The organism is Pseudenterobacter timonensis, assembly GCF_900021175.1.
In the GTDB taxonomy this organism is placed as follows: domain Bacteria; phylum Pseudomonadota; class Gammaproteobacteria; order Enterobacterales; family Enterobacteriaceae; genus Enterobacter; species Enterobacter timonensis.
In genome coordinates this window covers 788,899-814,847 of record NZ_FCOP01000013.1, presented here as the reverse complement: position 1 = coordinate 814,847, position 25,949 = coordinate 788,899, and the positions used below count along the sequence as shown (strand labels likewise).

Here is a 25,949-nt window from a genome sequence, read left to right as displayed (position 1 = left end):
TTTACTCCTGTTTTGCAAGGGTGGTGTCGGTTTGCGTCATCGTGGTCAGCTCCGCGGCGCGGTACTGTTTATCCAGGATACGCATAAAAGGCAGGTACAGCATGGCGCCAATCAGCAGGTTAATAAGCTGCATTACGCTACCGCTCAGATGCCCGGTGACGATAAAGCCGCTAATAACCGGCGGTAAGGTCCAGGGGATAAAGACCCCGGTGGTGACGGCGACCGCGCCAATTTTCATCGCCGCATACTGCACGGTAACCAGCACCAGCGGCACCAGGTTGAATGGAATAAGCATGATGGGGTTCATGATCACCGGCAGGCCAAACAGGATCGGTTCATTGATGTTAAACACCGATGCTCCGGCGCCGAGACGCGCCACTTCGCGCATGTTTTTACTGCGGGCGAAAATCAACATCGCAATCACCAGCGACAGCGTGGCCCCCGCGCCCCCCATCCAGATCATGTCAAAAAACTGTTCCGTGATAATGTGTGGGGGCGTCGTTCCCGCCTGAATCGCGGCGATATTGTCGGTCTGATTCTCCATCCACAGCGGACGAATGATGCCGTTAATCATCGAGCCGGAGTTAATACCTACCGACCACAGAATGGTGATGCTGAATACCGTCATCAGCGCGCCGAAGTATGAGGTGCCGTAGTGACGCACCGGCGTGGCAACGACTTCATAAATAAACTGATGGATAGTGTTGTAGTGGGTGTTTTCAAAGACGATACGAATTATAAGCACCAGAATCATCACCAGCAGGGCCGGGATCAGCGCCGCGAACGACTCCTGCACCGCCGGAGGGACGCCGTCCGGCATTTTGATGACCAGCTTTTTGCGCTTCAGCCAGCAGAACAGTTCCGTCCACAGCAGGGAACCGATCATCGCCACAAACAACCCTTTGCTGCCAATCCACTCCACCGGTATGACGGTAATGCCGCCGTTTTCCGCCACTTTGATAAAGGGCGTCAGGATCAGGAAGGCGACCAGCGCCAGGATGCCGCAGGAGATACGATCCTCGCCATAATGCTCCGCCAGGCGAAACGCCACCAGGAAGCTGATAAACAGCGACATGGTCGAGAACACCGCGTTGAAAGGGATCTCGATAATCGCGCTCCAGCTCTCACCAAAGGCCTGAGACATAAACTGCTGATAGGCCTGATTCGGAAAGGAGGAGATAACCAGCAGGATGGATCCGACGATGATAAACGGCATAAATGAAACATAGGCCCCGCGAATGGCCCCGAGATGACGCTGCTGAGCTGTTTTCGCCGCCAGCGGCATCAGTTTTGCTTCAAGAAATCCCAGAACATTGTTCATTGTGAACTCCGTACAAGAATGAGGGGTGTTGTTTATGTTATGTCTGTGGATTATCAGTGAAGCGCGGCAAGCGAAAGGTGAAATCGGTCACAAAGCAATCGCCGCCGCATTATAAATCTCATAAGATTAGTTCCGGAGATCCTTGCGATGGAAATTAAACTCCATGCCAATGCCACCACCACGCCGCGTATCCGTCGCTACCTTCAGCAGTCAGAGAAAAGCGACAGGGAGCTGGCGGTTGAGCTGGGGATCTCGGTCACCACCGTCAGGCGCTGGCGCAACCGCGAACAGGTTTCGGATAACCACGCTACGCCAAAAGTGATACACAAAGCGTTGAGACAAGATCAGGCGGCACTGATAAATGCCCTGCGGGAGGTTACCGGCGCTCCGCTGGACGAGCTGCTTCTGATGGTCAATAACGGGCTCGGGATCGCCGTTTCCCGCGCAACCCTCAACCGCTACCTTAAACCGGCATCGGTAAAACAAAAAGGGGCGGTTTTGCAGGGTAAGAAGGCGCTAAAGGCGGGCATCGTGCCGCAAAAACTCCTGCTGTATCATCAGCCGCTGTCGCTGCATATGGACGATGGCGGGGAGCAGCATCTGCTCTGGGCGCGGGAACCCGTCAGCGGCTGGTGCTATGCCCGGCTTTATGCGGGCATTTCTTCGCAACTGCTGACCCACTGGACGAACGACCTGCTGGAAGCGTGCCCGGCTGATATTCAATCTGTTGAGACTTTTGGCCTGGAGGTGAAACTGCCGGAGCGCATCGTCAGTGTGAAAGTGCATCCGCAGCAATATCGTGCCGTTCAGGTCGCTGTGCCGTTACGCGAAATCATTCCGCGGCTGAACAGTGAGCCGACGGGCGAGCTGTTGATCCAGCTCTGTGAGTTTTACAACCGGGAAAAGGCGCAGAAAAAACTGGGAGAGAGTACGCCGCAGGCGTTTCTGGAAGCGCTGCGGCGTAATAGTTAGATAATCTCAAGCACATCTTCCGGCGGACGGCCAATGCGCGCCTTGCCGTTCGCCACCACAATCGGGCGCTCAATCAGCTTTGGATTCTCGACCATGGCCTGAATGAGCCGATCTTCATTAAGATGCGTGTCGTTCAGGTTGAGTGATTTATACAGATCCTCTTTCTGACGCATCAGTTCACGCGCGCTGCCCATCTCCATCATCGTAAGCAGCTGGCGGATAGTTTGCGCATCCGGCGGCGTCTCCAGGTAGAGCACCACTTCAGGCTCAACGCCCTTCGCCTGCAGCAGGTTGAGCGTTTCGCGGCTCTTGGAGCAGCGGGGGTTATGATAGATTTTTACCGCGTCGGTCATGCGTTCTCCTTATTACATCTTTTCATACGGGCGGAAGCGCTGCTGCAGATCGCGAAGCTGATCGATACGGGCGTCGTAACGTGCCTGCTGCAGGCTGCCCAGCTTCACCTGCGAGCTTGCGCTGCTGAGCAGCGAGATGGCCTGGTCGAGACGGCCCGCCAGCGCCAGCCCCTCGGCGCGCGCCGCCAGCTCCTGATCGCGGTTGCCAAGCTGGCCTTCCGCCTGCGCCAGCAGATCCCAGCCGTTTGGATCGTCTTTATAATTGAAGGTGTAGCGGTTGAGCAGGGCGGCCGTCTCTTTCGGCTGCCCGCCCTGCAGGTAGGCATTCGCGAGGTTAAGCTGCAGCACCGGATTGTTGCGCAGATCGCGCGCCCCTTTCAGCCGGTTGATAGCGTCAGTCGCTTTATGCTGCCCTAAATCGATGTCGGTAGCGAGGTCAAGATACCAGGGGTTACCGGGATCGGCGGCCAGCAGCGGCTGCAGAGCTTTGCGCGCTTCGTCATATTTGCTGGCTTCCATCGCCTGCAGGGCGCGGCCATACTGCGCGGCATGCTGCTGGCGGACGTTGCCTTTTGCCAGCGCATCCAGCAGATCGCTGGTGAGCTGGTTGCGCCCTGAGTTATACATGCCCAGAGTACGCACCTTCGCCATATAAAAATCCTGCGACGACTGTACCACCACCGGGCGCATCTGGTTGGCGCGGTTGCGCGCATCCGAGAGGCGGCTTTCCGGCAACGGGTGGGTCAGCAAAATTTCCGGCGGGCGGGTGGAGTAGCGCGCCTGGTCAAGCAGCTTCTCAAGGAAGGTGGGCATCGCCTGTGGATCGAAGCCCGCGCGCTGCAGCACCTGAATACCGATACGGTCCGCTTCTTGTTCGTTCTGCTGGGTAAAGCTGATCATCCCCTGGCGGGTGCCCGCCAGCGTACCGGTCAGGGCCGCCATCCCGGCTTGGGGGCTGGCCATCGCCAGTAAAATAGAGCCGAGCGCCCCTACCCAGGTCAGCGGCGCGCTGCGCTTCTGATCTTCCATCGCACGCGCCAGATGACGCTGGGTAACGTGGGAGATTTCGTGCGCCATAACCGAGGCCAGCTGGCTCTCGTTATCGGAATAGCGGAACAGCGCCGAATGCAGAACGACATTCCCGCCAAAAAAGGCGAAGGCGTTGATTTCGTCGTTGTTAATTAAAAAGAAATGAAAAGGGGTTTTCACCGAGTTGGCATGGGCGACAAGGCGCATGCCCAGCGTGTTGATATACTGCACCAGCAGGGGATCGTTAATCAGCGGCGCGCTGCCACGAAGCTGGCGCACATAGTAGTCGCCCATCTGCATCTCTTGTCCGATAGAGAGCGTGCTTCCTGCCGAGGTTCCCATATCCGGCAACGTATCCGCCGAGTCGGCGAAGGCAGGTAACGTCTGACCGAGCGTCAGCGCGGTGATAAGCGTCGCAACCAGCGTTTTTTTCAACTGCCTGAACATAACCTCTGCCCTGTATGTTGGATGTGCTAATTTGACCGGCGAACCCGCATAATGTTCACCATCACTGCCCTGGAAGTGTATCTGTTCTCAGACTTTTGCGAAACGTGGCGCAGGGGCAAAAAGCGAAAGTCTTTTTTGTGACAATTAGATACAATTCCCGCTTCACTCCTGCCATGAGCTCAGGGAAGGTTGCATGCTTGAAATGTTAATGCAGTGGTATCGTCGGCGCTTCAGCGACCCGGAGGCCATTGCGCTGCTGGTTATTCTGGTTGCCGGATTTGGTATTCTCTTTTTCTTTAGCGGCCTGCTCGCTCCTCTGCTGGTGGCGCTGGTGCTGGCCTATCTGCTGGAGTGGCCAACCGCACGCCTCGAGCTTCTCGGCTGTTCCCGCCGCTGGGCGACCAGCATAGTGTTAATCCTCTTTGTCGGCATTCTGCTCTTAATGGCGTTCGTGGTGATGCCGATAGCCTGGCAGCAGGGGATCTACCTGATCCGCGATCTGCCTGGCATGCTTAACAAGCTCTCCGACTTTGCCGCCACGCTGCCGCGCCGTTATCCCGCCCTGATGGATGCGGGCATTATCGATGCAATGGCGGAGAACATGCGTACCCGCATCATGAGCGTGGGCGATTCGGTAGTAAAATATTCTCTCGCCTCGCTGGTGGGGCTGCTGACGCTGGCGGTCTATCTGGTGCTGGTGCCCCTGATGGTCTTTTTCCTCTTAAAGGATAAAGAGCAGATGCTTAACGCCGTCCGTCGCGTGCTCCCCCGTAACCGCGGGCTGGCGGGTCAGGTCTGGAAAGAGATGAACCAGCAGATTACCAACTATATTCGCGGCAAAGTGCTGGAGATGATTGTGGTGGGGGTCGCCACCTGGCTCGGTTTTATCATCTTCGGCCTTAACTATTCCTTGCTGCTGGCGGTGCTGGTGGGCTTCTCTGTGCTGATACCCTATATCGGCGCCTTTGTGGTGACCATCCCGGTGGTGGGCGTGGCGCTGTTTCAGTTCGGCCTCGGCACTGAGTTCTGGAGTTGTTTCGCGGTCTACCTGATTATTCAGGGGCTGGACGGCAATTTGCTGGTGCCGGTGCTCTTCTCAGAGGCGGTGAACCTGCATCCGCTGGTGATTATTCTTTCCGTCGTGATCTTCGGCGGGCTATGGGGATTCTGGGGGGTATTTTTCGCGATTCCGCTGGCGACGCTGATTAAGGCGGTAGTCCACGCGTGGCCGGATGTGCCGGTGGTGGAAGAGAAGTAGATGTGGTGCGGGCTGATGCCCTTCAGAGTGAGCGGATAAACACTAAAAACGGTAACATGCGTTACCGTTTTGCATTTACCTTGTAGCCTTGTAGGTCGGGTAAGGCGAAGCCGCCACCCGACACTAAACGACTCAGGCGCTCTCTTTCAGCCAGTTCAGCACCACATCGTGGTGATTGCTGGTTTTGAAGTCGTCAAAGACATGTTCAATTTTACCGTTAGCATCAATCAGGAAGCTGATGCGGTGAATGCCATCGTAGGTTTTCCCCATAAATGACTTCTCGCCCCAGACGCCAAATTGCTCGCAGACCTGGTGGTCCTCGTCGGAGAGCAGGGTAAAATTGAGCAGCTCTTTTTCGGCGAAACGAGAGAGCTTTTCAGGCTTATCGGTGCTGATACCCAACACTTCCACGCCCGCCTTTTTTAAATCGTCCATATTATCGCGCAGGCCGCAGGCCTGAACGGTGCAGCCCGGCGTCATGGCCTTCGGGTAGAAGTAGACCAGAACGCGCTGTCCCTGGAAGTCGGTCAAATTTACTTGCTCGCCGTCTTGATCGGGCAGGCTAAATTTCGGTGCGATGTCACCGGCTTTCAGTGGATTCATTACTTAACTCCATCCTGTTCATGCTGGGAATAATTAACGACGTTAATACTGCCCTGTGCGTTTAATTCTGTACAGAGTGCTTTAAAGGCTTGCTCGATATTTGAGGCATCCTGTGAGGCGGGGCTGTGCGCAGTGATCTGAATAAACAGCGTCGGGGTTGCGCTGGCGTCGCCCGGCTGTGTGCGGGAGACCAGCTCGGCGATATTCATCTGATGGCTGTCAAAAAGGGCCGTAAAACGCTCGATTAAATGCGGTGAATCGGGAACCTCAACCTGCACCCATACGGTGGCGGGCATGGCGGGGCGAGGGCGAGCGGCGGTGCGTTTCATCACAATCAGTAAATCCAGCTCCGCGCCCTTGAGCGGCAGCGTTGATTCAATGAGCGTAATGGCGTTCCACGAGCCGGAAAGCAGCATAATAAACGTAAACTCCTCGCCCAGCATCGCCAGACGGCTGTCTTCGATATTACAGCCGCAGCTGCTCACGTGGCGGGTGATGGTATTTACGATCCCCGCTCTGTCGGCACCCAGCGCAGTGATAACCAGGTAATGTTGTGATGAGGTTGTCAAACCTGTTCTTCCTTTGCGTGGTTAACTCTTCCTAAGGAAAGCATAAAAAAAACATGCACACAACAGCATGGAGGCGCTGCGTCGCTTGCTTTTATTACAGTTCCAAACGTACCATTGAGAATCTTGTTTGCACAGAGGATGGCCCATGTTCACGGGAAGTATTGTTGCGATTGTTACGCCGATGGATGAGAAAGGTAATGTCTGCCGGTCAAGCCTGAAAAAATTGATTGATTACCATGTCGCCAACGGAACGACTGCGATCGTTTCTGTGGGGACAACCGGCGAATCTGCCACCCTGAGCCACGAAGAACATGGTGACGTGGTGTTGATGACCCTTGAACTGGCGGACGGACGTATTCCGGTCATCGCCGGAACGGGCGCCAACGCTACCGCCGAGGCCATCAGCCTTACGAAGCGTTTTAACAACAGCGGCGTGGTGGGCTGCCTGACGGTCACGCCTTACTACAACCGTCCTACCCAGGAGGGGCTGTTCCAGCACTTCAGGGCGATCGCTGAACATACTGACCTGCCGCAAATCCTGTATAATGTGCCGTCGCGTACCGGCTGCGATATGTTGCCTGAAACAGTTGGCCGCCTCTCTGAGGTCAAAAATATTATCGGAATTAAAGAGGCGACCGGGAACTTAAGCCGCGTTCATCAGATCAAAGAGTTGGTTTCAGACGACTTTATCCTGCTGAGCGGCGACGACGCGACCGCGCTGGACTTTATGCAGCTTGGCGGTCACGGCGTGATCTCTGTTACGGCGAACGTCGCGGCGCGGGATATGGCCGAAATGTGCAAACTGGCGGCGGCGGGGCAGTATGATGAGGCGCGCGTAATTAACCAGCGCCTGATGCCGCTGCATAATAAATTATTTGTCGAACCCAATCCGATCCCGGTGAAATGGGCCTGTAAGGAATTGGGACTTGTGGCGACCGACACGCTGCGTCTGCCGATGACCCCGATCACCGACCATGGTCGTGACGTGGTTGCCGGGGCGCTCAAGCATGCCGGATTGCTGTAAAGTTTAGGGAGATTTGATGGCTTACTCAGTACAGAAGTCGCGCCTGGCCAAGGTTGCGGGTGTTTCGCTTGTTTTACTGCTCGCTGCCTGTAGCTCAGATTCACGCTACAAGCGCCAGGTGAGCGGCGATGAATCCTATCTGGATGCCGCTCCGCTCGCTGAACTCCATGCGCCGGCTGGCTTGATCCTGCCGATTCAGAACGGCGACTACAATATTCCGGTTACCAACGGCAGCGGTGCGGTAGGTAAAGCGCTTGATATTCGCCCGCCAGCCCAGCCGCTGGCGCTGGTGAGCGGCGCGCGTACTCAGTTTACGGGCGATACCGCCACGCTGCTGGTTGAAAACGGTCGTAACAGCACCCTCTGGCCGCAGGTGGTCAGCGTGATTCAGTCAAAGAACTATGCGATTGATAAGCGCGATGACGCCAGCCAGACGCTGACCACCGACTGGATCGAGTGGAACCGCCTGGATGAGGACCAGCAGTATCGTGGTCGCTATCAGGTTTCCGTTAAGCCGCAGGGCTACCAGCAGGCCGTACAGGTTAAGCTGCTGAATCTGGAGCAGGCGGGCAAGCCGGTGGCCGATCCCGCCTCGCTGCAGCGCTACAGCACCGAACTGCTGAACGTGATTGCCGCCGGTCTTGATAAAACCGCGACCGATGCGGCTAACTCCGCACAGAACCGCAACGGCGTAACCTATGATGTCCAGAGCGGCGCGGATGATACCGGCCTGCCGATGCTGGTCGTGCGTGCGCCGTTTAACCAGACCTGGCAGCGTCTGCCGGCTGTGCTGAGCAAGGTAGGCATGAAGGTGAGCGACAGTACCCGTTCAACGGGCAGCATGTCGGCGACCTACTCGCCGCTCTCCGACAGCGACTGGCAGGATCTGGGCGTGCGCGATCCGGGCCTGACTTCCGGCGATTATAAAATCCAGGTGGGTGACCTCGATAACCGCAGCAGCCTGCAGTTTATCGATCCGAAAGGTCACACGCTGACCCAGTCGCAGAATGATGCGCTGGTGGCTGTCCTGCAGGCCGCATTTAACAAATAAACGCGAGGGCTGGTTTATCCAGCCCTTTTTATTTTCGTGCTACGCAAACGTGTGCGTGGCATAATATTGCCAGTTTTGAACAGATATCATCACACCAGGAGTGAAGAAAATGCAGAAGCAAGCTGAGTTGTATCGTGGCAAAGCGAAAACCGTCTACAGCACCGAAAACCCGGATCTGTTGGTACTCGAATTTCGCAATGATACGTCAGCGGGGGATGGCGCGCGCATCGAGCAGTTCGACCGTAAGGGCATGGTGAACAACAAGTTCAACTACTTCATTATGAGCAAGCTGGCCGAAGCGGGCATCCCTACCCAGATGGAAGCGTTACTCTCCGATACGGAATGTCTGGTGAAAAAGCTGGATATGGTGCCGGTAGAGTGCGTGGTGCGTAACCGTGCGGCGGGCTCGCTGGTGAAACGTCTGGGGATCGAAGAGGGGATTGAGCTGACGCCGCCGCTGTTTGATCTGTTCCTGAAAAACGACGCGATGCACGATCCGATGGTTAACGACTCTTACTGCGAAACTTTCGGCTGGGTGAGCAAAGAGAACCTGGCGCGCATGAAAGAGCTTACCTACAAAGCAAACGACGTGCTGAAAAAGCTCTTTGACGACGCCGGTCTGATTCTGGTCGACTTCAAGCTTGAGTTTGGCCTCTACAAAGGCGAAGTGGTGCTGGGGGATGAATTTTCTCCGGACGGTAGCCGCCTGTGGGACAAAGATACGCTGGATAAAATGGACAAAGATCGCTTCCGCCAGAGCCTGGGCGGTGTGGTCGAAGCCTATGAAGCGGTGGCCCGCCGTCTGGGCGTCAAGCTCGACTGATCCCCCGTCTGCGCCAGAGGGTGTTCGCACCCTTTGGTTTTTTCTATGGAAATCCTGCCTTTAACCGCCTACGATCATAACAATAATAACGAACAGATTCGAGGTAGGTATGCGCTGGCAAGGGCGTCGTGAAAGTGACAATGTAGAAGACAGGCGCGGTAGCGGCCCGTCGATGGGTGGCCCGGGATTTCGTCTGCCCGGAGGCAAAGGCGGGATCGTGTTGCTGGTGATAGTCCTGGTGGCAGGCTATTACGGCGTCGATTTAACCGGCCTGCTTACCGGCCAGCCGATCGAGCAGCAGCAACAGGCACAGCGCTCCATCAGCCCCAACGATGATGAAGCGGCAAAATTTACCTCCGTCATACTGGCGACCACCGAAGACTCCTGGGGACAGCAGTTTGAGAAGATGGGGCGTACCTATCAGCCGCCGAAGCTGGTGATGTATCGCGGGGCGACCCGTACCGGTTGTGGCACCGGCCAGTCGGTGATGGGGCCGTTCTACTGTCCCGCAGACAGCACCGTCTATATCGATCTCTCCTTTTACGATGACATGAAACGCAAGCTGGGCGCCGACGGCGATTTTGCTCAGGGCTATGTCATTGCCCATGAAGTGGGGCACCATGTACAGAAGCTGCTCGGCATTGAACCGAAGGTGCGTCAGCTTCAGCAGAATGCCAGCCAGACCGAAGTCAACCATCTCTCGGTACGTATGGAACTGCAGGCGGACTGTTTTGCCGGCGTCTGGGGTAACAGCATGCGCAAGCAAGGGGTGCTGGAGACAGGCGATCTGGAAGAGGCGCTCAACGCGGCGCAGGCGATCGGCGATGACCGTCTGCAACAGCAGAGCCAGGGCCACGTGGTGCCGGACAGCTTCACTCACGGCACGTCGGAGCAGCGCTACAGCTGGTTTAAACGCGGATTCGACAGCGGCGATCCGGCTCAGTGCGACACCTTTGGCAAAACGCTCTGATCCGATCCCATGCCGTTTGACAATCTGATTGCCCGCCTGGAGCGGGAAGGGCATCGCCGTCTGCTGGTGGTAAGCGGCGATGCGCAGTGGACGGCAGCGCAGGCGCAGACGCTGAGCGAGTCGCTTCCCGGTGACTGGATCCGGGCAGGCGATGCGCCCGGATCGGAGTCCCGCTGCGCCCCACAGGCGCCGGGCAGCCTTCTTGGCCGGGAATACCGCCATGCCGTTTTTGATGCCCGCCACGGCTTTGACGTCGCGGCGTTTGCCGCGCTCAGCGGCACGCTACGGGCGGGAAGCCTGCTGGTGCTGCTTATCCCGCCGCTGACGCGCTGGCCCGATATGGCAGATGCCGACTCCCTGCGCTGGAGCGACAGCCTTCTCCCGATTACAACTCCCCATTTTGTGGCTCATTTTTGCCGCACGCTCGTCGCCGATCCCGGCGTCATATTCTGGCGTCAGCATCAGCCGCTGCATATCGCCCCTCTGCCTTGCGCGCCGCCGTGGCATCCTGCCAGCGGTGAACCGCAGCGGGAGCAGGAGGCAATTCTCAGGACGTTACTGAAGATGGAACCGGGCGTGGCGGCGGTTACCGCTCCGCGCGGACGCGGAAAATCGGCACTCGCCGGCATGCTTATCCGGCAAACGGCAGGGGAGGCTATCGTCACCGCGCCCGCGAAAGGGGCCGCGGAGGTGATTGCCCGCTTCGCTGGCGACAGGTTCCGCTTTATGGCCCCGGACGCGCTGCTGGCGAGCAACGAGCGCGCCGACTGGCTGGTGGTCGATGAGGCGGCAGCAATTCCCGGCCCGCTGCTGGAGCGGCTGGTCGCACGTTTTCCGCGCGTGCTGCTCACCACCACGGTGGAGGGTTACGAGGGGACCGGGCGTGGCTTTCTGCTGAAGTTTTGCGCCCGCTTCGCCCATCTGCGCCGCTACACGCTTACCGCCCCGGTGCGCTGGGCGCCAGGCTGTCCGCTGGAGCGTGCCGTAGCAAACTTACTTTTATTTGAAGAGACGCTGGAAAAGACGCCACGCGGCACCCCTGTACTGGAACCTCTTGAGCCGCAGATCTGGGGCAGCGATCCGGCGCGCGCGGCGCAGCTCTACCGGCTGCTCTGCTCGGCGCACTACCGCACCTCTCCGCTCGATCTGCGACGAATGATGGATGCGCCGGGGCAACATTTCACCGTTGCCGCGACGCAGGGGCAGATTGCCGGCGCGCTGTGGCTGGTGGATGAAGGGGGATTAAGCCCGGCGCTAAGCCAGGCGGTGTGGGCAGGCTTCAGACGTCCGCGCGGCAACCTGGTGGCGCAGTCGCTGGCCGCGCACGGCAGCTCGCCGCTGGCCGCCACTCTGACCGGCCGCCGGATTACCCGCGTGGCGGTGCACCCCGCGCGACAGCGGGAGGGTATCGGGCAGGCGCTAATCGGCAGCGCGGCGCAGACGGCGGGCGTCGATTATCTTTCCGTGAGCTTCGGCTTTACCGGTGAGCTGTGGCGCTTCTGGCAGCGCTGCGGTTTTGTTCTGGTGCGAATGGGCAGCCATCGGGAAGCGAGCAGCGGCTGTTACACGGCGATGGCGCTGCTGCCGCTCAGCGAGGCGGGGGAGGCGCTCTGCAGGCGGGAGCATCAAAGGCTCTGCCGTGACGCCCGGGTCATTGAACAGTGGAACGGGGAAAAGATCCCGGTCGACTCCTGCTGGACAGCTACCCTTAATAGTGACGACTGGCTGGAGCTGGGCGGCTTTGCCTTCGGGCATCGCCCGCTTGCCACCTCCGCAGCGGCGCTGACCCGTCTGCTGCTCGCCTCAGGCCTGCCGCTGGCGGCGCTGCGCGGCAGGCTTGAGGCGGGAACAGAGGAGAGCGCGCTTTGCCGGATGCTGGGACTTCAGGGACGTAAAGCGCTACTCGCAAGGCAGCGGCTTGAAGCGGCCCAGGCGCTGGAGGCGCTCGATGAGACACGCAGCCAGACGCTTAAACGTGACGTTTTGCAATGGCAATTTTTTCAATGACTTCTTCAGCAGAGTGGCATGGTGATCGCCTGCGGGAAGCGTAAGATCCTGCTTACTCATTAAGGAGACCGCCATGAAACACGATCATTTTGTCGTCCAGAATCCTGCCAGCCCGGCGAAACAGCTGCTGCTGCTTTTTCATGGGGTCGGGGATAACCCGGTAAATATGGAAGAGATCGGCGCGCACTTTGCTCCGCGCTTTCCCGAGGCGCTCATTGTCAGCATCGGCGGCGTGGAGCCGTGCGGGCCGGAGGGGCGGCAGTGGTTTTCCGTGCAGAACGTGACGGAGGAGTCCCGTCAGGCGCGGGTGGATGCTGTCATGCCTGCCTTTATCGCCATTGTGCGCGAGTGGCAGCAGCAAAGCGGCGTTAGCGCAGAGGCCACGGCGCTGATCGGCTTCTCCCAGGGGGCGATCATGGCGCTGGAGAGTATAAAAGCGCAGCCGGGGCTGGCCTCGCGCGTGATCGCCTTTAACGGCAGGTATGCCACGCTGCCCGGCCAGGCTGACACACAAACTACCATTCACCTGATTCACGGTGGCGAGGATCGGATCATTGAGCTGCAGTACGCGGTGAACGCGCAGGAGGCGCTGATGCGCGAGGGAGGAGATGTGACGCTGGATATCGTGGACGATCTGGGGCACGCCATCGACGACCGCAGCATGGCGCTGGCGCTGGACCATCTGCGCTACACGGTGCCGAAACGCTATTTCGACGAGGCGCTGAGCGGCGGCAAGCCGAACGACGATAATATCGTGGCGTTTATGTAGGGCGCGTTTACTGAAATGCTCGCGGCAGACGCCCTCTCCCCGCCGGGAGAGGGTTTATCCCTGCCACTCGCGCTTATTTCTTATCTTTCTTCGGCCAGTCGTCCTCATCGTCCCACTTATCGTTAAAGTCGCGGTGCGGCGGGAGATCCGGTTTATTGGCGAGGAATTTTTTGTGGTCCACGCGCTTGAGATCCTTGATGACATTCAGCAGTACGCCAACCAGGAACACAAGCACCAGAATCCACCAATATTTAGCCAGCCAGTCCATTCGCTTTTCCTTCTCAGAGCGCCCGTCAGGCGACAAGCTGCTCCATAATACGTTGATACATACGCGCCAGCAGCTGCAAATCCGCCGCCTTTACACACTCATTAATTTTATGAATGGTCGCATTTACCGGTCCCAGTTCGACTACCTGCGCCCCCATGCGGGCGATAAAGCGCCCGTCTGAGGTGCCGCCTGTCGTCAGAAGCTGTGGTTTGATCTCATTATAGTGGGCAATGGCGTTCACCACTGCATCTACCAGCTTACCCTGATGGGTCAGGAAAGGCTGGCCGGAGAGCCACCACTCCACGGTGTAGCGCAGCTGGTACTTTTCCAGCAGCGCCAGCACGCGGGCTTTGATCGCTTCATCCGTCAGCTCGGTGCTGAAGCGGAAGTTGAATTGCACAAACAGATCGCCCGGAATGACGTTGTTGCTGCCGGTGCCCGCCTGCACGTTGGCAATCTGCATGCTGGTGGGCGGGAAAAATTCGTTCCCTTGATCCCACTCAATCGCCACCAGTTCGTTCAGCATCGGCGCCGCGCGATGGACCGGGTTATCGGCCAGATGGGGATAGGCGACGTGACCCTGCACGCCGTGAATAGTCAGGTTACAGGTGAGGGAGCCGCGCCGGCCGTTTTTTACCACGTCGCCGACCGCTTCGGTGCTGGAAGGCTCCCCTACCAGACAGTAATCAAGACGTTCGCGACGTTCCATCAGCGTCTCTACCACCTTTACGGTGCCGTTTTTCGCGCTGGCCTCTTCATCGGAGGTGATGAGAAACGCCAGGCGGTTTTTATGGTGCGGATGCTGCGCCACAAAGCGCTCTGCCGCCACCACCATAGCCGCCAGCGAGCCTTTCATATCGGCCGCGCCGCGGCCAAAGAGCATACCGTCGCGGATGGTCGGCTCAAAGGGCGGATTGATCCAGCGGTCGGCGTCGCCCGCCGGCACCACGTCGGTGTGCCCGGCGAAGGCCAGCGTTTCGCCCTGGCCGCGCCATGCCCAGAAGTTTTGCGTATCGCCAAAATCCATACGTTCAACGGTAAAGCCGATTGCGCGCAGGCGTTCAATCATTAACGCCTGACAACCTGCGTCATCCGGGCTAAGGGAGGGGCGGCGAATAAGCTGTTGAGTCAGCTCAATAACCGGGCATGACATAGACTTCACCTCAACTATAAGTCTGGTAACGGGTTTCATCGAAACCAAGCAGCATAGGCTGACCCGGCGCGCAGAGCAATGGGCGTTTGATAATTGCCGGCATTTCAAGCATGAGTTTTGCCGCGCTCTCGCTATCGGTGATGCTGTCGCGAACGGCGGCATCAAGCTTGCGCCAGGTGGTGCCCCGGGTGTTGAGGAGCGCTTCCCAGCCCAGTTCGGCGATGGCGGCGTGCAGAAACGCCGGGTCCAGGCCATCAGCCCGGTAGTCGTGGAAGCGAAACGCCACGCCGCGTGATTCGAGGAAGCGACGCGCTTTTTTTACGGTGTCGCAGTTTTTGATCCCGTACATGACAATCATGGTGAATCCTTTTGTCTTAAATGGAAAGCAACCGTTCAATTTTTTCGTTGTTATTACAATTAATAAAAGAACAACTGTGTCTTTTATAACATATTTGCGTGCAGAGTTTAATTCAACCTACAGCTGTACGCCGAATAGATTTTCACTTTTTCTGCATGACCCAAAGCTATTGAAAATTGCACTTAAAGCGCGGCGGAATAAAAAAAGCGCAGTCGCGAAAAGATATTTCTAAATGTTGCTATTGGTCACATAAAATTTACCTGACCCGGACCATAGTTACCATAACCCCGGTAAATAAGCGGGAGGCTATCGAAGCAATTGATTAAAATATCTTCACAAAAGGGCGTCTATTGCGTAGTATGGCCATAATTATAAGAGAGGCTGCTATGATTGAACGAGAACTGGGGAACTGGAAAGATTTTATTGAAGTGATGCTTCGTAAATGATTTTCAGCAAAGATTGTAAGAGCGCTTAATTAAGTTTAATAACTATAAGTGTGAAAATTATCACACAGTAAAAAGGCGGCCAGATGAGCCGCCTTTTTTATTTGCCGCTTATTCCTGTCGCTCCTTAAGCGGGAAGCGCTGGCGTACCAGGACAAAGAAGAGCGGAACGAAATAAATAGCGAGCAGGGTGGCGGAGATCATGCCGCCCATTACGCCGGTCCCGACCGCATGCTGGCTGCTGGAGCCGGCCCCGGAGCTGATCGCCATCGGCAGTACGCCAAAGACGAACGCCAGGGAGGTCATCAGGATCGGGCGCAGGCGCTGGCGACAGGCGTACAGCGTCGACGACAGCAGATCGTTCCCCTTCATATTCATCTCGTTGGCGAACTCCACAATCAGGATGGCGTTCTTCGCCGAAAGCCCGATAACCGTCAGCAGGCCGACCTGGAAGTAGACGTCGTTTTCCAGCCCGCGCATCCAGGTTGCCAGCAGCGCGCCGATTACCCCGAGCGGGACCACCAGCATCACCGAGAACGGTACGGACCAGCTCTCATAGAGCGCCGCCAGGCAGAGGAATACTACCAGCAGAGATAAGGCGTAGAGGGCAGGCGCCTGGGCGCCGGAGAGCCTCTCCTGGTAGGACATCGCTGTCCATTCCAGACCAAAGCCCGTTGGCAACTGCTGCACCAGTTTTTCCATCTTATCCATCGCGGTACCGGTACTGATTCCTGGCGCCGCCTCGCCGACGATTTCCACCGCCGAATAGCCGTTGTAACGCTCCAGGCGTGGAGAGCCGCTCTCCCAGCGGGAAGAGGCGAAGGCGGAGAAGGGCACCATGCCGCCAGCGTTATTACGGACGTACCACAGGTTGATGTCGTCCGGCAGCATTCGGTAGGGCGCTGCGGCCTGCACGTAGACTTTCTTGACGCGGCCCCGGTCCATAAAGTCGTTAACGTAGCTGGAGCCCCAGGCGGTTTGCAGGGTGTCATTGATATCATCTATAGAGACGCCCAGCGCCTGCGCTTTACGCTGATCGATATCCACCTGCAGCTGCGGACTGTCGTCCAGGCCGTTGTGCCGCACGCGGGTCAGGGTCGGATCTTTATCTGCCATATCGAGCAGCTTATCGCGGGCCGCCATCAGCGCATCGTGACCAAGCCCGGCGTGATCCTGTAGCTCCATATCAAATCCGGCAGAACTTCCCAGACCGCTGATAGCCGGCGGGCTGCTGGCGAAGACGCGCGCCTCTTTAATGCGGCTGAAGGCTTTGGTCGCACGCTCAATAATGGCGAACGAAGAGCCGGTAACACTGTCGCGCTCGTCCCAGTCTTTGAGACGAATAAACATGCGCGCCACGTTCTGCCCGTTCCCCCCTGGACCAGAGCCCACGGTAGAAAAGACCGACACGATGTTATCTTTCTCTTTATTGAAAAAGTAGGCCTCGACCTTCTCCACCACCTTCAGGGTCTGCTGCTGGGTTGCGCCGCTGGGAAGCTGTACCGAAGTGGTAAACATTCCCCGGTCTTCCAGCGGCAGGAAGGAGGTTGGCAGACGCAGGAAGAGAAAGACCATCCCGCCAAGCAGCAGAACATAGACCACCAGCCAGCGCAGGCTGCGGTGCAGCACTTTGCCCACCCCCGCTTCATAACGCGCCGCATTGCGGTTAAAGGTGCGGTTAAACCAGCCGAAGAAACCGTGCTGGCCGTGCTGCTCCCCTTTGTGGAGCGGTTTGAGCAGGGTGGAGCAGAGCGCCGGGGTAAAGATCATCGCCACCAGCACGGAGAGCACCATCGCCGAAACGATGGTGATTGAAAACTGACGGTAAATCGCGCCGGTGGTACCGCCAAAAAAGGCCATCGGCACAAAGACGGCGGAGAGCACCATGGCGATACCCACCAGCGCCCCCTGAATCTGTCCCATCGACTTGCGGGTCGCTTCCCGCGGCGACAGTCCCTCTTCGCTCATGATGCGCTCGACGTTCTCCACCACCACGATGGCGTCATCCACCAGCAGGCCAATCGCCAGCACCATGGCAAACATGGTGAGGGTATTAATGCTGTAGCCAAAGGCGTAGAGCACGGCGAAGGTGCCGAGCAGCACCACCGGTACCGCGATGGTGGGAATGAGAGTAGCGCGGAAATTCTGCAGGAAGAGATACATCACCAGGAAAACCAGCGCGATCGCCTCGAGCAGGGTTTTCACCACATCTTCGATGGAGGCCTTCACGAAGGAGGTGGTCTCATAGGCCACCTTATACTCCAGCCCGTGCGGGAAGTATTGTGACAGCTCGTTCAGCTCGTTAATGACGCGCGTCGCGGTCGCCATCTCGTTCGCGCCGGAGGCGAGCTTCACCCCGAGGCCCGACGCGGGATGGCCGTTGAAGCGGCTCAGATAGTCATATTTTTCCGCCCCCATCTCCACGGTGGCGACATCCCCCAGGCGCACCTCAGAACCATCTGGATTGACGCGCAGGGTGATATCGCGGAACTGTTCCGGCGTTTGCAGCAGCGACTGGGAGTTAATAGTGGCGTTCAGCGCCTGTTTTTCCACGGAGGGTGTGCCGCCAAGCTGACCTACGGCGATCTGCGCGTTCTGCGACTTGATGGCGTCGGTAACGTCGGTGGCGGTCATCTGGAAACTGTTCAGCTTCGCCGGATCCAGCCAGATGCGCATGGAGTACTGCGAGCCGTAGGCGTCGATATCACCCACGCCGCTGATGCGGCTCAGGGGATCCTGAATATTACTGGCGACATAGTCGGCGATATCCTGCTTATCCATTGAGCCGTCGGTCGAGACGAAGGCGATGGTCAGGATGTTGGTGTCGCCGGTTTTACGGACCGTTACCCCCTGGTCCTGCACCGCCTGCGGCAGCTTACGTAGCGCCGACTGCAGCTGGTTCTGCACCTGCTGTACCGCCTCATCCGGATCGGAACCGGCGGTAAAGCTCAGCGTCACCGTCACCTGACCGGTGGCGCTGCTCTGGGAGGACATATACATCAGGTTATCCAGCCCGGTCATGTTCTGCTCGATCACCTGGGTGACGGTATTTTCAAGCGTCTGCGCCGACGCGCCGGGGTAGTTGGCGGTGATTCGAACGTTAGGGGGCGCCAGATCGGGATATTGCTCAACGGGAAGCGAAAAAATAGCCAGGGTCCCTGTCAGACACAACAGGATAGCCAACACCCAGGCAAAAATGGGGCGATCAATAAAAAAATTCGCCATTTAAACAGGACCTCGTTTTGCTGCGCATCATTATTGTACATTGCCGCCTAACTCTAGCGGCAAGGCGAAGTGAAAGCGTGGAGAAAAAAAGGAGATAATGTAAATAATGATGCGTATTTACCGTTATTGACGCTCTCCTGACGTTTACCGGCTCCCCTTCGCACGATCGCCCGTCATACCACTCAGGCCCGGGCATAGCCATCAGAAAGCGTGATGGCATATTCGCGGCGAACTTCCCCCCTTAAACGGGATGCGGATTGCGCCCGGAGCATAAAGGCGGCTGCGGAGGAAGAAATTGATCTGTCACAGGGTAGAGGTCATTAAATATCATCCTTGAGCAAATGCACATTGCCTGACGGCGCGGGTCCAGGTAAATAAAATGCTCTTATAAAAATTAAGGGTACTGCAACCAGGACGGGTGTCATTATGAATCGATTTATTATGGCAGATAACCTGCAATGTATTGGCTGTCACGCCTGCGAAGTCGCCTGCGTGATGGCGCATAACGGGGAACAACATGTGCTCAGCCCCCGGCTCTACCAGCCCCGTATTACCGTACTCCAACAGGCCACCCAAAGCAGCGCGGTTACCTGTCGCCACTGCGAAAATGCCCCCTGCGCGCAAAGTTGCCCTAATGGCGCCATTACGCAAGTTAACGACAGCGTACAGGTTAACCAGCAAAAGTGCATCGGCTGTAAGGCCTGCGTGGTTGCCTGTCCGTTTGGCGCCATGGAAATTATCGTTACCCCCGTTGACGGCGGCGTGAAGGCGACGGCGCATAAATGCGATCTCTGCGGCGACAGGGCAGAGGGGCCCGCCTGCGTAGAGAACTGCCCGGCGGATGCGCTAAAACTGATGACGCCCCGGGCGCTTGACGGGCTTTCGAAGGCGCGCCGCCAGCGCACCGCCAGCCAGGAGGCGCAGCCCTGGCACAGCGCGGTGACATCCCCAGTACGCACGCCAGACAAACGGGCGCAGATGCAGGCGCTGGCGCCGCGCGGCGAACCGGATAAGCTCACCCCGCAGGAGCGGGCAGGAAACTTCAGGGAAATTTATCTCCCCTTCAGCGAAGAGCAGGCGCAACGCGAAGCCTCCCGCTGCCTTAAGTGCGGCGAGCACTCCATCTGCGAATGGACCTGCCCGCTGCATAACCATATTCCCCAGTGGGTGGAGCGTGTCAAAGCGGGCGATATCGAAGGGGCGGTCGCCCTGTCGCACCAGACCAACTGCCTGCCGGAGATCACCGGGCGCGTCTGCCCGCAGGATCGCCTGTGTGAAGGCGCCTGTACGGTGCGGGATACGTCAGGCTCGGTGACAATCGGCAATATCGAGCGCTATATCTCAGACCAGGCGCTGGCAAAGGGCTGGCGGCCCGATCTGTCAGGCGTGACGCCGGTGGATAAAAAGATCGCGATTATCGGCGCAGGCCCGGCGGGGCTGGCCTGCGCCGACGTGCTGGTGCGCCACGGGGTCAGCGTGACGGTCTACGATCGCCATCCTGAAATTGGCGGGCTGCTGACCTTTGGGATTCCGGCCTTCAAGCTGGATAAATCACTGCTGGCGCGTCGACGGGAGATATTTACCGCGATGGGGATCCATTTTGAGCTGAACTGCGAAATCGGCAGAGATATCCCGCTGAAAACCTTGCTGGACGACTACGACGCGGTATTTATCGGCGTGGGTACCTACCGCTCCATGAAGGCGGGTATTCCCCATGAAAATGCCCCCGGGGTGTACGATGCGCTCCCCTTTCTGGTCGCCAATACCCGCCAGCTTATGGGGCTTGAGTCGACAGAAGACGAGCCCTACGTAAATACCGCAGGGATGAACGTGGTGGTGCTTGGTGGCGGCGATACGGCGATGGACTGTGTACGAACGGCGCTGCGTCATGGCGCCGCGAAGGTGACCTGCGCCTACCGCCGGGATGAAGCCAATATGCCTGGCTCTAAAAAAGAGGTGAAAAATGCAAAAGAAGAGGGGGCGCAGTTTGAGTTTAACGTTCAGCCGGTGGAGCTGACCCTGGACGAGGCCGGCAGGGTCAACGGTATCCGCCTGCTGCGCACGCGGCTGGGGGAGGCGGACGCCCAGGGACGGCGGCGTCCGGTGCCTGTCGAAGGCAGCGAGTTTGTGATGCCTGCCGATGCGGTCATCATGGCCTTCGGTTTTAATCCGCATGCGATGCCGTGGCTGCAGGCGCAGGGGGTTGAGGTTGACGAATGGGGACGTATTCTGGCGAACGTTGAAAGTCGCTACCACTATCAGACCAGCAATCCAAAAATCTTTGCCGGCGGCGACGCGGTGCGCGGCGCGGATCTGGTGGTGACCGCGATGGCGGAAGGGCGACACGCGGCTGAGGGGATGCTGGCATGGCTTCAGGTGAAACGACCTGAGGCCCATTAATCTGGCGGACGACAAAACAGGCTTCGCGGCGTACTATGGAGGGTCTCATCATGTCGTGGAGCCTGTATGACCCTGAAAATTGAACTCATAAAAGAGAAAGTCCTCTCCGAAAACTACTTTGTGCTGCGCAACTTCACCTACGATTTAACGCGCAGCAACGGCGAGGTAATCCGTCATAAACGTGAGGTGTACGATCGGGGCAACGGGGCGACGATATTGCTCTATAACCGCCAAAAGCAGACGGTGGTACTGATTCGCCAGTTCCGCATGGCGACCTGGGTTAACGGTAATCCCGACGGCATGTTAATCGAAGCCTGCGCCGGATTGCTGGATGCGGATGAGCCGGAAGCGTGCGCCCGTAAAGAGGCGATGGAGGAGACCGGTTTTGAGGTCGGGGAGGTTAAAAAGCTCTTTGAGCTCTATATGTCCCCCGGCGGCGTGACCGAGCTAATCCATTTCTTTGCCGCTGAATATACCGATGCGCAGCGCGCCAGTGCAGGTGGCGGAGTGGAAGATGAAGATATCGAGGTGCTGGAGCTGCCCTTTACCCGGGCGCTGGCGATGATCGCCTCCGGCGAGATCCGCGACGGCAAAACGGTGCTCCTGCTCAACTGGCTCCAGTTATCGGGGCTTATGGCGCAGGAAGCGGCCTGCGATAAATTGCATTCTAAATAAATCTATCCGATAAATCCGATTGAGCATTCCCGGTCGGCCCCTCACGATACGGCCAGATTGTAAATTTCTGTATCCGGGATTGTCATGCGTTACCGCGTTTTACTTCTCATCGCGCTCAGTCTCCTGTCAGGGGGAGCCTGGGCTGCGCCTGCGCAGCAGAATTTTTCTGACTGGCAGGTTACCTGCAATAACCAGAACTTTTGTACCGCACGCAATACGGGCGAACATCACGGGCTGGTTATGACGCTGGGGCGTAGCGCGGGCGCTAAAACTGACGCCTCCCTGCGTATCGATCTTGGCGGGCTGACGGCCCCGCCTGCGAAGGCGCCGCCGCTGGCGTCGGGGTTAATGCTGGATAACGAACCGCTCACCTTCGACGCCCATCGCTGGAAACTCTCTCCCTGGCACCTGATGACCGACGATGCGGCGACCGTCTCCAGCTTTCTGCGCACCATTCAGGAGGGGCAGGCGATTGCGCTTCGCGGCGGGCAGCAGACCATATCCCTTAGCGGCCTGAAGGCGGCGCTGCTCTTTATTGATGCCCAGCAAAAGCGCGTTGGCAGTGAAACGGCGTGGATCAAAAAAGGCGATGAGCCGCCCCTGAGCGTGCCTCCCGCCCCGGCGCTGAAAAAGGTGGCGGTGGTTAACCCGACGCCGACGCCGCTCTCCCATGATGAACTTAACGATCTGCTCGACTACGGCAGCTGGCGGATGAACAACAGCCAGTGTTCGCTCGATCCCAGCCGCCGCGAAGTGCGGGTGACCGCCCTGACCGACGATAAGGCGTTATTGATGGTGAGTTGCGAGGCGGGCGCCTACAACACGGTCGATCTCGCCTGGCTGGTATCGCGGCAAAAACCCTTTGCCGCGCGGATGGTACGCCTGCGGCTGCCCTTTATTCCGGCCAGCAGCGTCAGCAATATGGAGCTGATGAATGCGCGGTTCGATGAGAAAAGCCGGGAGCTCACTACCCTGGCGTTAGGGCGGGGCATGGGGGACTGCGGAGTACAGACGCGCTGGCGTTTTGACGGCCAGCGTTTTCGTCTGGTGCGTTATGCAGAAGAGCCAACCTGTGACGGCTGGCATGGGCCAGATGCCTGGCCCACCCTGTGGATCACTCGTTAAAGCAGCGCGGAGGCTTTTTCCACTATGTTTTCCACGGTAAAGCCGAAGTAAGGGAAGAGCTTCTCCGCTGGCGCGGATTCGCCGTAGCCGGTCATCCCGACAATGGCCCCTTTCAGACCGACATATTTGTACCAGTAATCGGCGATCCCCGCCTCCACCGCCACGCGAGCCGTGACGTCTGAAGGCAGTACCGATTCACGATACGCTTCATCCTGAGCATCAAAAATGTCGGTCGAGGGGAGGGAGACCACGCGTACCGCATGCCCCTCGGCGGTCAGTTTCTCTGCCGCCTTGATGGTAATCTCCACCTCTGAGCCGGTGGCGATCAGGATCAGGTCCGGTTTGCCGCCGCTGTCCTTCAGCACATAGCCGCCGCGGGCGATATTTTTCACCTGTTCCGGGGTACGCTCGATCTGCGTCAGATTCTGGCGGGAGAGGATCAGCGCCGTCGGGCCGTTATGTCTCTCGATCGCCAGCTTCCAGCCCACCGCCGCTTCGACCTGGTCACACGGACGCCAGGTGCTGAAGTTTGGCGTCAGGCGCAGGCTGGCGAGCTGTTCCACCGCCTGGTGCGTTGGCCCGTCCTCTCCAAGCCCGATGGAGTCATGGGTATAAACCATAATCTGGCGGGCCTTCATCAGCGCGGCCATGCGCGCGGCGTTGCGGGCATACTCCACAAACATCAGGAAGGTGGCGGTATAAGGCACAAATCCGCCGTGATGGGCGATGCCGTTGGCGATGGCGGTCATCCCAAATTCGCGCACGCCGTAATGAATATAGTTGCCGGCCTGATCCTCTTTCAGCGAGGTGGAGCCAGACCAGATGGTGAGGTTACTTGGCGCCAGGTCCGCTGAACCGCCGAGCAGCTCCGGCAGAAGCGGGCCGATGGCGTTAAGGGTATTCTGTGACGCCTTGCGGGTGGCCATTTTCGCCGGATTCGCCTGCAGCTCCTCAATCAATGCCTGAGTTTTCTGCTCCCAGTTTTCCGGCAAGCCGCCGCTCATGCGTCGGTTAAATTCCGCTGCCAGCTCCGGGTGCGCCTGCTCATAGGCGGCGAACTTCTCCTTCCACGCCTGCTGGGCTTTTTCGCCCGCTTCCCTGGCGTCCCAGGCGGTGTAGATCTCTTTAGGGATTTCAAACGGCGGATATTTCCAGCCAAGCTTCTGACGAGTGAGGGCGACCTCCTCTTCCCCCAGCGCCGCGCCGTGGGACTCCTCTTTACCCGCTTTATTCGGCGAGCCGAAGCCGATGGTGGTGCGGCAGATAATCAGCGAAGGTTTGTCCTTCACGCTCTGCGCTTCTTCAATCGCCTTTTTCACCGCTTGCGGATCGTGACCGTCAATCTCGTGCACCACGTGCCAGTGATAAGCCTCGAAGCGTTTCGCCGTGTCGTCAGTAAACCAGCCTTCGGTCTCCCCGTCGATGGAGATACCGTTGTGATCGTAAAACCCGATCAGCTTGCCCAGCCCCAGCGTGCCCGCGAGCGAGCAAACTTCGTGTGAGATCCCCTCCATCAGACAGCCGTCGCCCATAAAGACGTAGGTGTAGTGATCGACAATCTCATGGCCCGGCTGGTTAAACTGCGCCGCCAGCGTACGCTCGGCGATTGCCAGCCCGACGGCGTTCGCCAGCCCCTGGCCGAGCGGCCCGGTGGTCGTTTCCACGCCCGGCGTGTAGCCAATTTCCGGGTGGCCCGGGGTTTTGGAGTGCAGCTGGCGGAAGTTTTTCAGCTCGGTCAGCGGTAGATCGTAGCCGGAGAGGTGCAGCAGGCTGTAGAGCAGCATCGACGCGTGGCCGTTGGAGAGAATAAACCGATCGCGATCGTACCATGTGGGATCGGTGGGATTGTGCTTAAGAAAATCGTTCCACAGCACTTCGGCGATATCGGCCATCCCCATCGGTGCGCCAGGATGACCGGAATTGGCTTTTTGCACGGCATCCATGCTGAGGGCGCGAATGGCGTTGGCTAACTCTTTACGGGACATATTTCACTCCATGGCAGGTTACAGTTTGGCGGCGAGAAGATCTTCGAGCTTGCGCTGGTCAACGGCGAACTGACGGATGCCGTCCGCCAGCTTCTCAACGGCCATTGGGTCCAGGTTATGTTCCCAGCGGAACTCGGCTTCCGTCATCGGTTTTGGCTTCGGCAGCACGGTGGAGGTGGGGATCAGCTTACGAACCACGCTTCCCTCTTTCTCCTGCAGCTCCTGCAGCAGATTTGGCGAGATAGTGAGACGGTCGCAACCGGTCAGCGCCAGGATCTGCTCCGTGCGGCGAAAGCTCGCCCCCATCACAATCGTTTCGTAGCGGTGCTGCTTGTAGTAGTCATAAATATTGCGGACCGATTTCACTCCCGGGTCCTGCTCTACCACGTAGGGATCCATAGGCTGTTTCGCCTGATACCAGTCGTAGATGCGGCCCACGAAGGGGGAAACCAGATAGACGCCCGCTTCGGCACAGGCGCGAGCCTGCGCAAAAGAGAAGAGCAGCGTCAGGTTGCAGTTGATACCTTCTTTTTCCAGCGCTTCCGCCGCGCGGATCCCCTCCCAGGTGGAGGCGAGCTTAATCAGGATGCGCGACTTATCAATGCCCTGCTCCTGATAGAGCTCCACCAGCCGGCGCGCTTTAGCGATGCTTTTTTCGCGGTCAAACGAAAGTCGGGCGTCCACTTCGGTGGAGACGCGCCCCGGAATGCTTTTCAGAATTTCCGCACCAATATTGACCGCCAGCTTGTCGCTCGCCTCGGCCACCTGCTGCTCCTGGGTTTTGCCGCGCTGCTTGCCGTAGGCGATAGCGTCGTCGATCAGGTGGCTAAAATGGGACAGGCCCGCCGCCTTAAGCAGCAGGGAGGGGTTGGTGGTCGCATCTTCTGGCTGATAGTGGCGGATAGATTCGATGTCGCCACTGTCGGCAACGACGGTGGTGAATTGTTTAATGCCGTCTAATTGATTCATAAAGAATTACTCCTTGGAAATAAAAGCCTTAGGCGAGTGCGTTAGTTCACACTTCTGTGAAATAAATGACGTGCTTAACAAAAAAGCATAGCAGACGGGGCAGGCATTGCTTTTTAGTGTGAGTAACATGATTGTTATAAGCCCATAACAAT

Annotated in this window: 23 protein-coding genes; 12 read left to right on the top strand and 11 right to left on the bottom strand. The window is 58.0% G+C overall.

Features of this window, described 5'->3' with window-relative positions; all coding sequences use genetic code 11:
* Position 1: 1 nt before the first annotated feature.
* Positions 2 to 1,321, bottom strand: coding sequence for a PTS cellobiose transporter subunit IIC (celB, locus tag BN3796_RS19180; protein ID WP_061709937.1), 1,320 nt, complete (start codon positions 1,319 to 1,321; stop codon positions 2 to 4).
* A gap of 147 nt (positions 1,322 to 1,468) precedes the next feature.
* Between celB and BN3796_RS19175 the strand changes: the two genes are divergently transcribed.
* Positions 1,469 to 2,293, top strand: a complete 825-nt coding sequence (locus BN3796_RS19175; RefSeq protein ID WP_061709936.1) for a hypothetical protein — start codon at positions 1,469 to 1,471, stop codon at positions 2,291 to 2,293.
* Here BN3796_RS19175 and arsC read toward each other — a convergent pair.
* Positions 2,290 to 2,646, bottom strand: a complete 357-nt coding sequence (arsC, locus tag BN3796_RS19170; protein WP_061709935.1) for an arsenate reductase (glutaredoxin) — start codon at positions 2,644 to 2,646, stop codon at positions 2,290 to 2,292. The two genes, BN3796_RS19175 and arsC, sit on opposite strands and share 4 nt — an antisense overlap.
* A 12-nt stretch (positions 2,647 to 2,658) precedes the next feature.
* Positions 2,659 to 4,122, bottom strand: coding sequence for a beta-barrel assembly-enhancing protease (gene bepA, locus BN3796_RS19165; protein ID WP_061709934.1), 1,464 nt, complete (start codon positions 4,120 to 4,122; stop codon positions 2,659 to 2,661).
* A 193-nt stretch (positions 4,123 to 4,315) separates the two neighbouring features.
* Here bepA and BN3796_RS19160 point away from each other — a divergent pair, with 193 nt between their 5' ends.
* Positions 4,316 to 5,380 (top strand): AI-2E family transporter, encoded by a 1,065-nt coding sequence (locus BN3796_RS19160; RefSeq protein ID WP_061709933.1) that lies wholly within the window; start codon positions 4,316 to 4,318, stop codon positions 5,378 to 5,380.
* Positions 5,381 to 5,512: 132 nt separating this feature from the next.
* On the opposite strand, the gene bcp is transcribed toward BN3796_RS19160, so the two are convergent.
* Together bcp and BN3796_RS19150 are read right to left on the bottom strand one after the other, a co-directional pair.
* Positions 5,513 to 5,983 carry a thioredoxin-dependent thiol peroxidase gene (bcp, locus tag BN3796_RS19155; RefSeq protein ID WP_061709932.1) on the bottom strand — a complete coding sequence of 157 codons (471 nt, stop codon included), beginning with the start codon at positions 5,981 to 5,983 and terminating at the stop codon, positions 5,513 to 5,515.
* A complete protein-coding gene (locus BN3796_RS19150; RefSeq protein ID WP_061709931.1) occupies positions 5,983 to 6,552 on the bottom strand; it encodes a glycine cleavage system transcriptional repressor in 570 nt (189 codons plus the stop codon). The genes bcp and BN3796_RS19150 overlap by 1 nt, the downstream gene beginning before the upstream one ends.
* Before the next feature lie 145 nt (positions 6,553 to 6,697).
* Here BN3796_RS19150 and dapA point away from each other — a divergent pair, with 145 nt between their 5' ends.
* The 6 genes from dapA to ypfH all read left to right on the top strand — a co-directional run bounded on the left by dapA (position 6,698) and on the right by ypfH (position 13,196).
* Positions 6,698 to 7,576, top strand: a complete 879-nt coding sequence (gene dapA / locus BN3796_RS19145) for a 4-hydroxy-tetrahydrodipicolinate synthase (RefSeq protein WP_061709930.1) — start codon at positions 6,698 to 6,700, stop codon at positions 7,574 to 7,576.
* A gap of 16 nt (positions 7,577 to 7,592) precedes the next feature.
* A complete protein-coding gene (gene bamC / locus BN3796_RS19140; RefSeq protein WP_061709929.1) occupies positions 7,593 to 8,627 on the top strand; it encodes an outer membrane protein assembly factor BamC in 1,035 nt (344 codons plus the stop codon).
* A 109-nt stretch (positions 8,628 to 8,736) separates the two neighbouring features.
* Positions 8,737 to 9,450, top strand: coding sequence for a phosphoribosylaminoimidazolesuccinocarboxamide synthase (gene purC, locus BN3796_RS19135; RefSeq protein WP_061709928.1), 714 nt, complete (start codon positions 8,737 to 8,739; stop codon positions 9,448 to 9,450).
* Between the two features lie 109 nt (positions 9,451 to 9,559).
* The gene (gene ypfJ, locus BN3796_RS19130; RefSeq protein WP_061709927.1) at positions 9,560 to 10,420 is read left to right on the top strand and encodes a KPN_02809 family neutral zinc metallopeptidase; all 861 of its coding nucleotides are present in this window, start codon (positions 9,560 to 9,562) and stop codon (positions 10,418 to 10,420) included.
* Positions 10,421 to 10,429: 9 nt separating this feature from the next.
* A complete protein-coding gene (locus BN3796_RS19125; RefSeq protein WP_061709926.1) occupies positions 10,430 to 12,427 on the top strand; it encodes a tRNA(Met) cytidine acetyltransferase TmcA in 1,998 nt (665 codons plus the stop codon).
* A 73-nt stretch (positions 12,428 to 12,500) separates the two neighbouring features.
* On the top strand, positions 12,501 to 13,196 hold the full coding sequence (ypfH, locus tag BN3796_RS19120) for an esterase (protein ID WP_061709925.1): 696 nt from the start codon (positions 12,501 to 12,503) through the stop codon (positions 13,194 to 13,196).
* 73 nt (positions 13,197 to 13,269) lie between these two features.
* On the opposite strand, the gene BN3796_RS19115 is transcribed toward ypfH, so the two are convergent.
* The 3 genes from BN3796_RS19115 to BN3796_RS19105 are packed head-to-tail and all read right to left on the bottom strand — an operon-like array spanning position 13,270 to position 14,975.
* Positions 13,270 to 13,464 (bottom strand): YpfN family protein, encoded by a 195-nt coding sequence (locus BN3796_RS19115; RefSeq protein ID WP_061709924.1) that lies wholly within the window; start codon positions 13,462 to 13,464, stop codon positions 13,270 to 13,272.
* Positions 13,465 to 13,489: 25 nt separating this feature from the next.
* Complete coding sequence (dapE, locus tag BN3796_RS19110) at positions 13,490 to 14,617, bottom strand: succinyl-diaminopimelate desuccinylase (protein WP_061709923.1); 1,128 nt, start codon at positions 14,615 to 14,617, stop codon at positions 13,490 to 13,492.
* Positions 14,618 to 14,627: 10 nt separating this feature from the next.
* Entirely contained in the window at positions 14,628 to 14,975 is a 348-nt protein-coding gene (locus BN3796_RS19105; RefSeq protein ID WP_061709922.1) for an ArsC family reductase, read from the bottom strand.
* A gap of 386 nt (positions 14,976 to 15,361) precedes the next feature.
* Between BN3796_RS19105 and ypfM the strand changes: the two genes are divergently transcribed.
* The gene (gene ypfM, locus BN3796_RS20815) at positions 15,362 to 15,421 is read left to right on the top strand and encodes a protein YpfM (RefSeq protein ID WP_001386977.1); all 60 of its coding nucleotides are present in this window, start codon (positions 15,362 to 15,364) and stop codon (positions 15,419 to 15,421) included.
* Between the two features lie 108 nt (positions 15,422 to 15,529).
* Here the strand turns inward: ypfM and acrD are convergent, their stop codons facing one another.
* Positions 15,530 to 18,643 carry a multidrug efflux RND transporter permease AcrD gene (gene acrD / locus BN3796_RS19100; RefSeq protein ID WP_061709921.1) on the bottom strand — a complete coding sequence of 1,038 codons (3,114 nt, stop codon included), beginning with the start codon at positions 18,641 to 18,643 and terminating at the stop codon, positions 15,530 to 15,532.
* A 426-nt stretch (positions 18,644 to 19,069) separates the two neighbouring features.
* Here acrD and aegA point away from each other — a divergent pair, with 426 nt between their 5' ends.
* The 3 genes from aegA to BN3796_RS19085 all read left to right on the top strand — a co-directional run bounded on the left by aegA (position 19,070) and on the right by BN3796_RS19085 (position 22,843).
* On the top strand, positions 19,070 to 21,043 hold the full coding sequence (gene aegA, locus BN3796_RS19095; protein WP_061709920.1) for a formate-dependent uric acid utilization protein AegA: 1,974 nt from the start codon (positions 19,070 to 19,072) through the stop codon (positions 21,041 to 21,043).
* 66 nt (positions 21,044 to 21,109) lie between these two features.
* Complete coding sequence (nudK, locus tag BN3796_RS19090; RefSeq protein ID WP_061709919.1) at positions 21,110 to 21,718, top strand: GDP-mannose pyrophosphatase NudK; 609 nt, start codon at positions 21,110 to 21,112, stop codon at positions 21,716 to 21,718.
* A gap of 84 nt (positions 21,719 to 21,802) precedes the next feature.
* Complete coding sequence (locus BN3796_RS19085; protein WP_061709918.1) at positions 21,803 to 22,843, top strand: DUF1176 domain-containing protein; 1,041 nt, start codon at positions 21,803 to 21,805, stop codon at positions 22,841 to 22,843.
* Here BN3796_RS19085 and tkt read toward each other — a convergent pair.
* Positions 22,840 to 24,828 (bottom strand): transketolase, encoded by a 1,989-nt coding sequence (gene tkt / locus BN3796_RS19080; RefSeq protein ID WP_061709917.1) that lies wholly within the window; start codon positions 24,826 to 24,828, stop codon positions 22,840 to 22,842. The genes BN3796_RS19085 and tkt overlap by 4 nt on opposite strands.
* A gap of 18 nt (positions 24,829 to 24,846) precedes the next feature.
* Complete coding sequence (gene tal, locus BN3796_RS19075; protein WP_061709916.1) at positions 24,847 to 25,797, bottom strand: transaldolase; 951 nt, start codon at positions 25,795 to 25,797, stop codon at positions 24,847 to 24,849.
* Positions 25,798 to 25,949 lie beyond the last annotated feature (152 nt).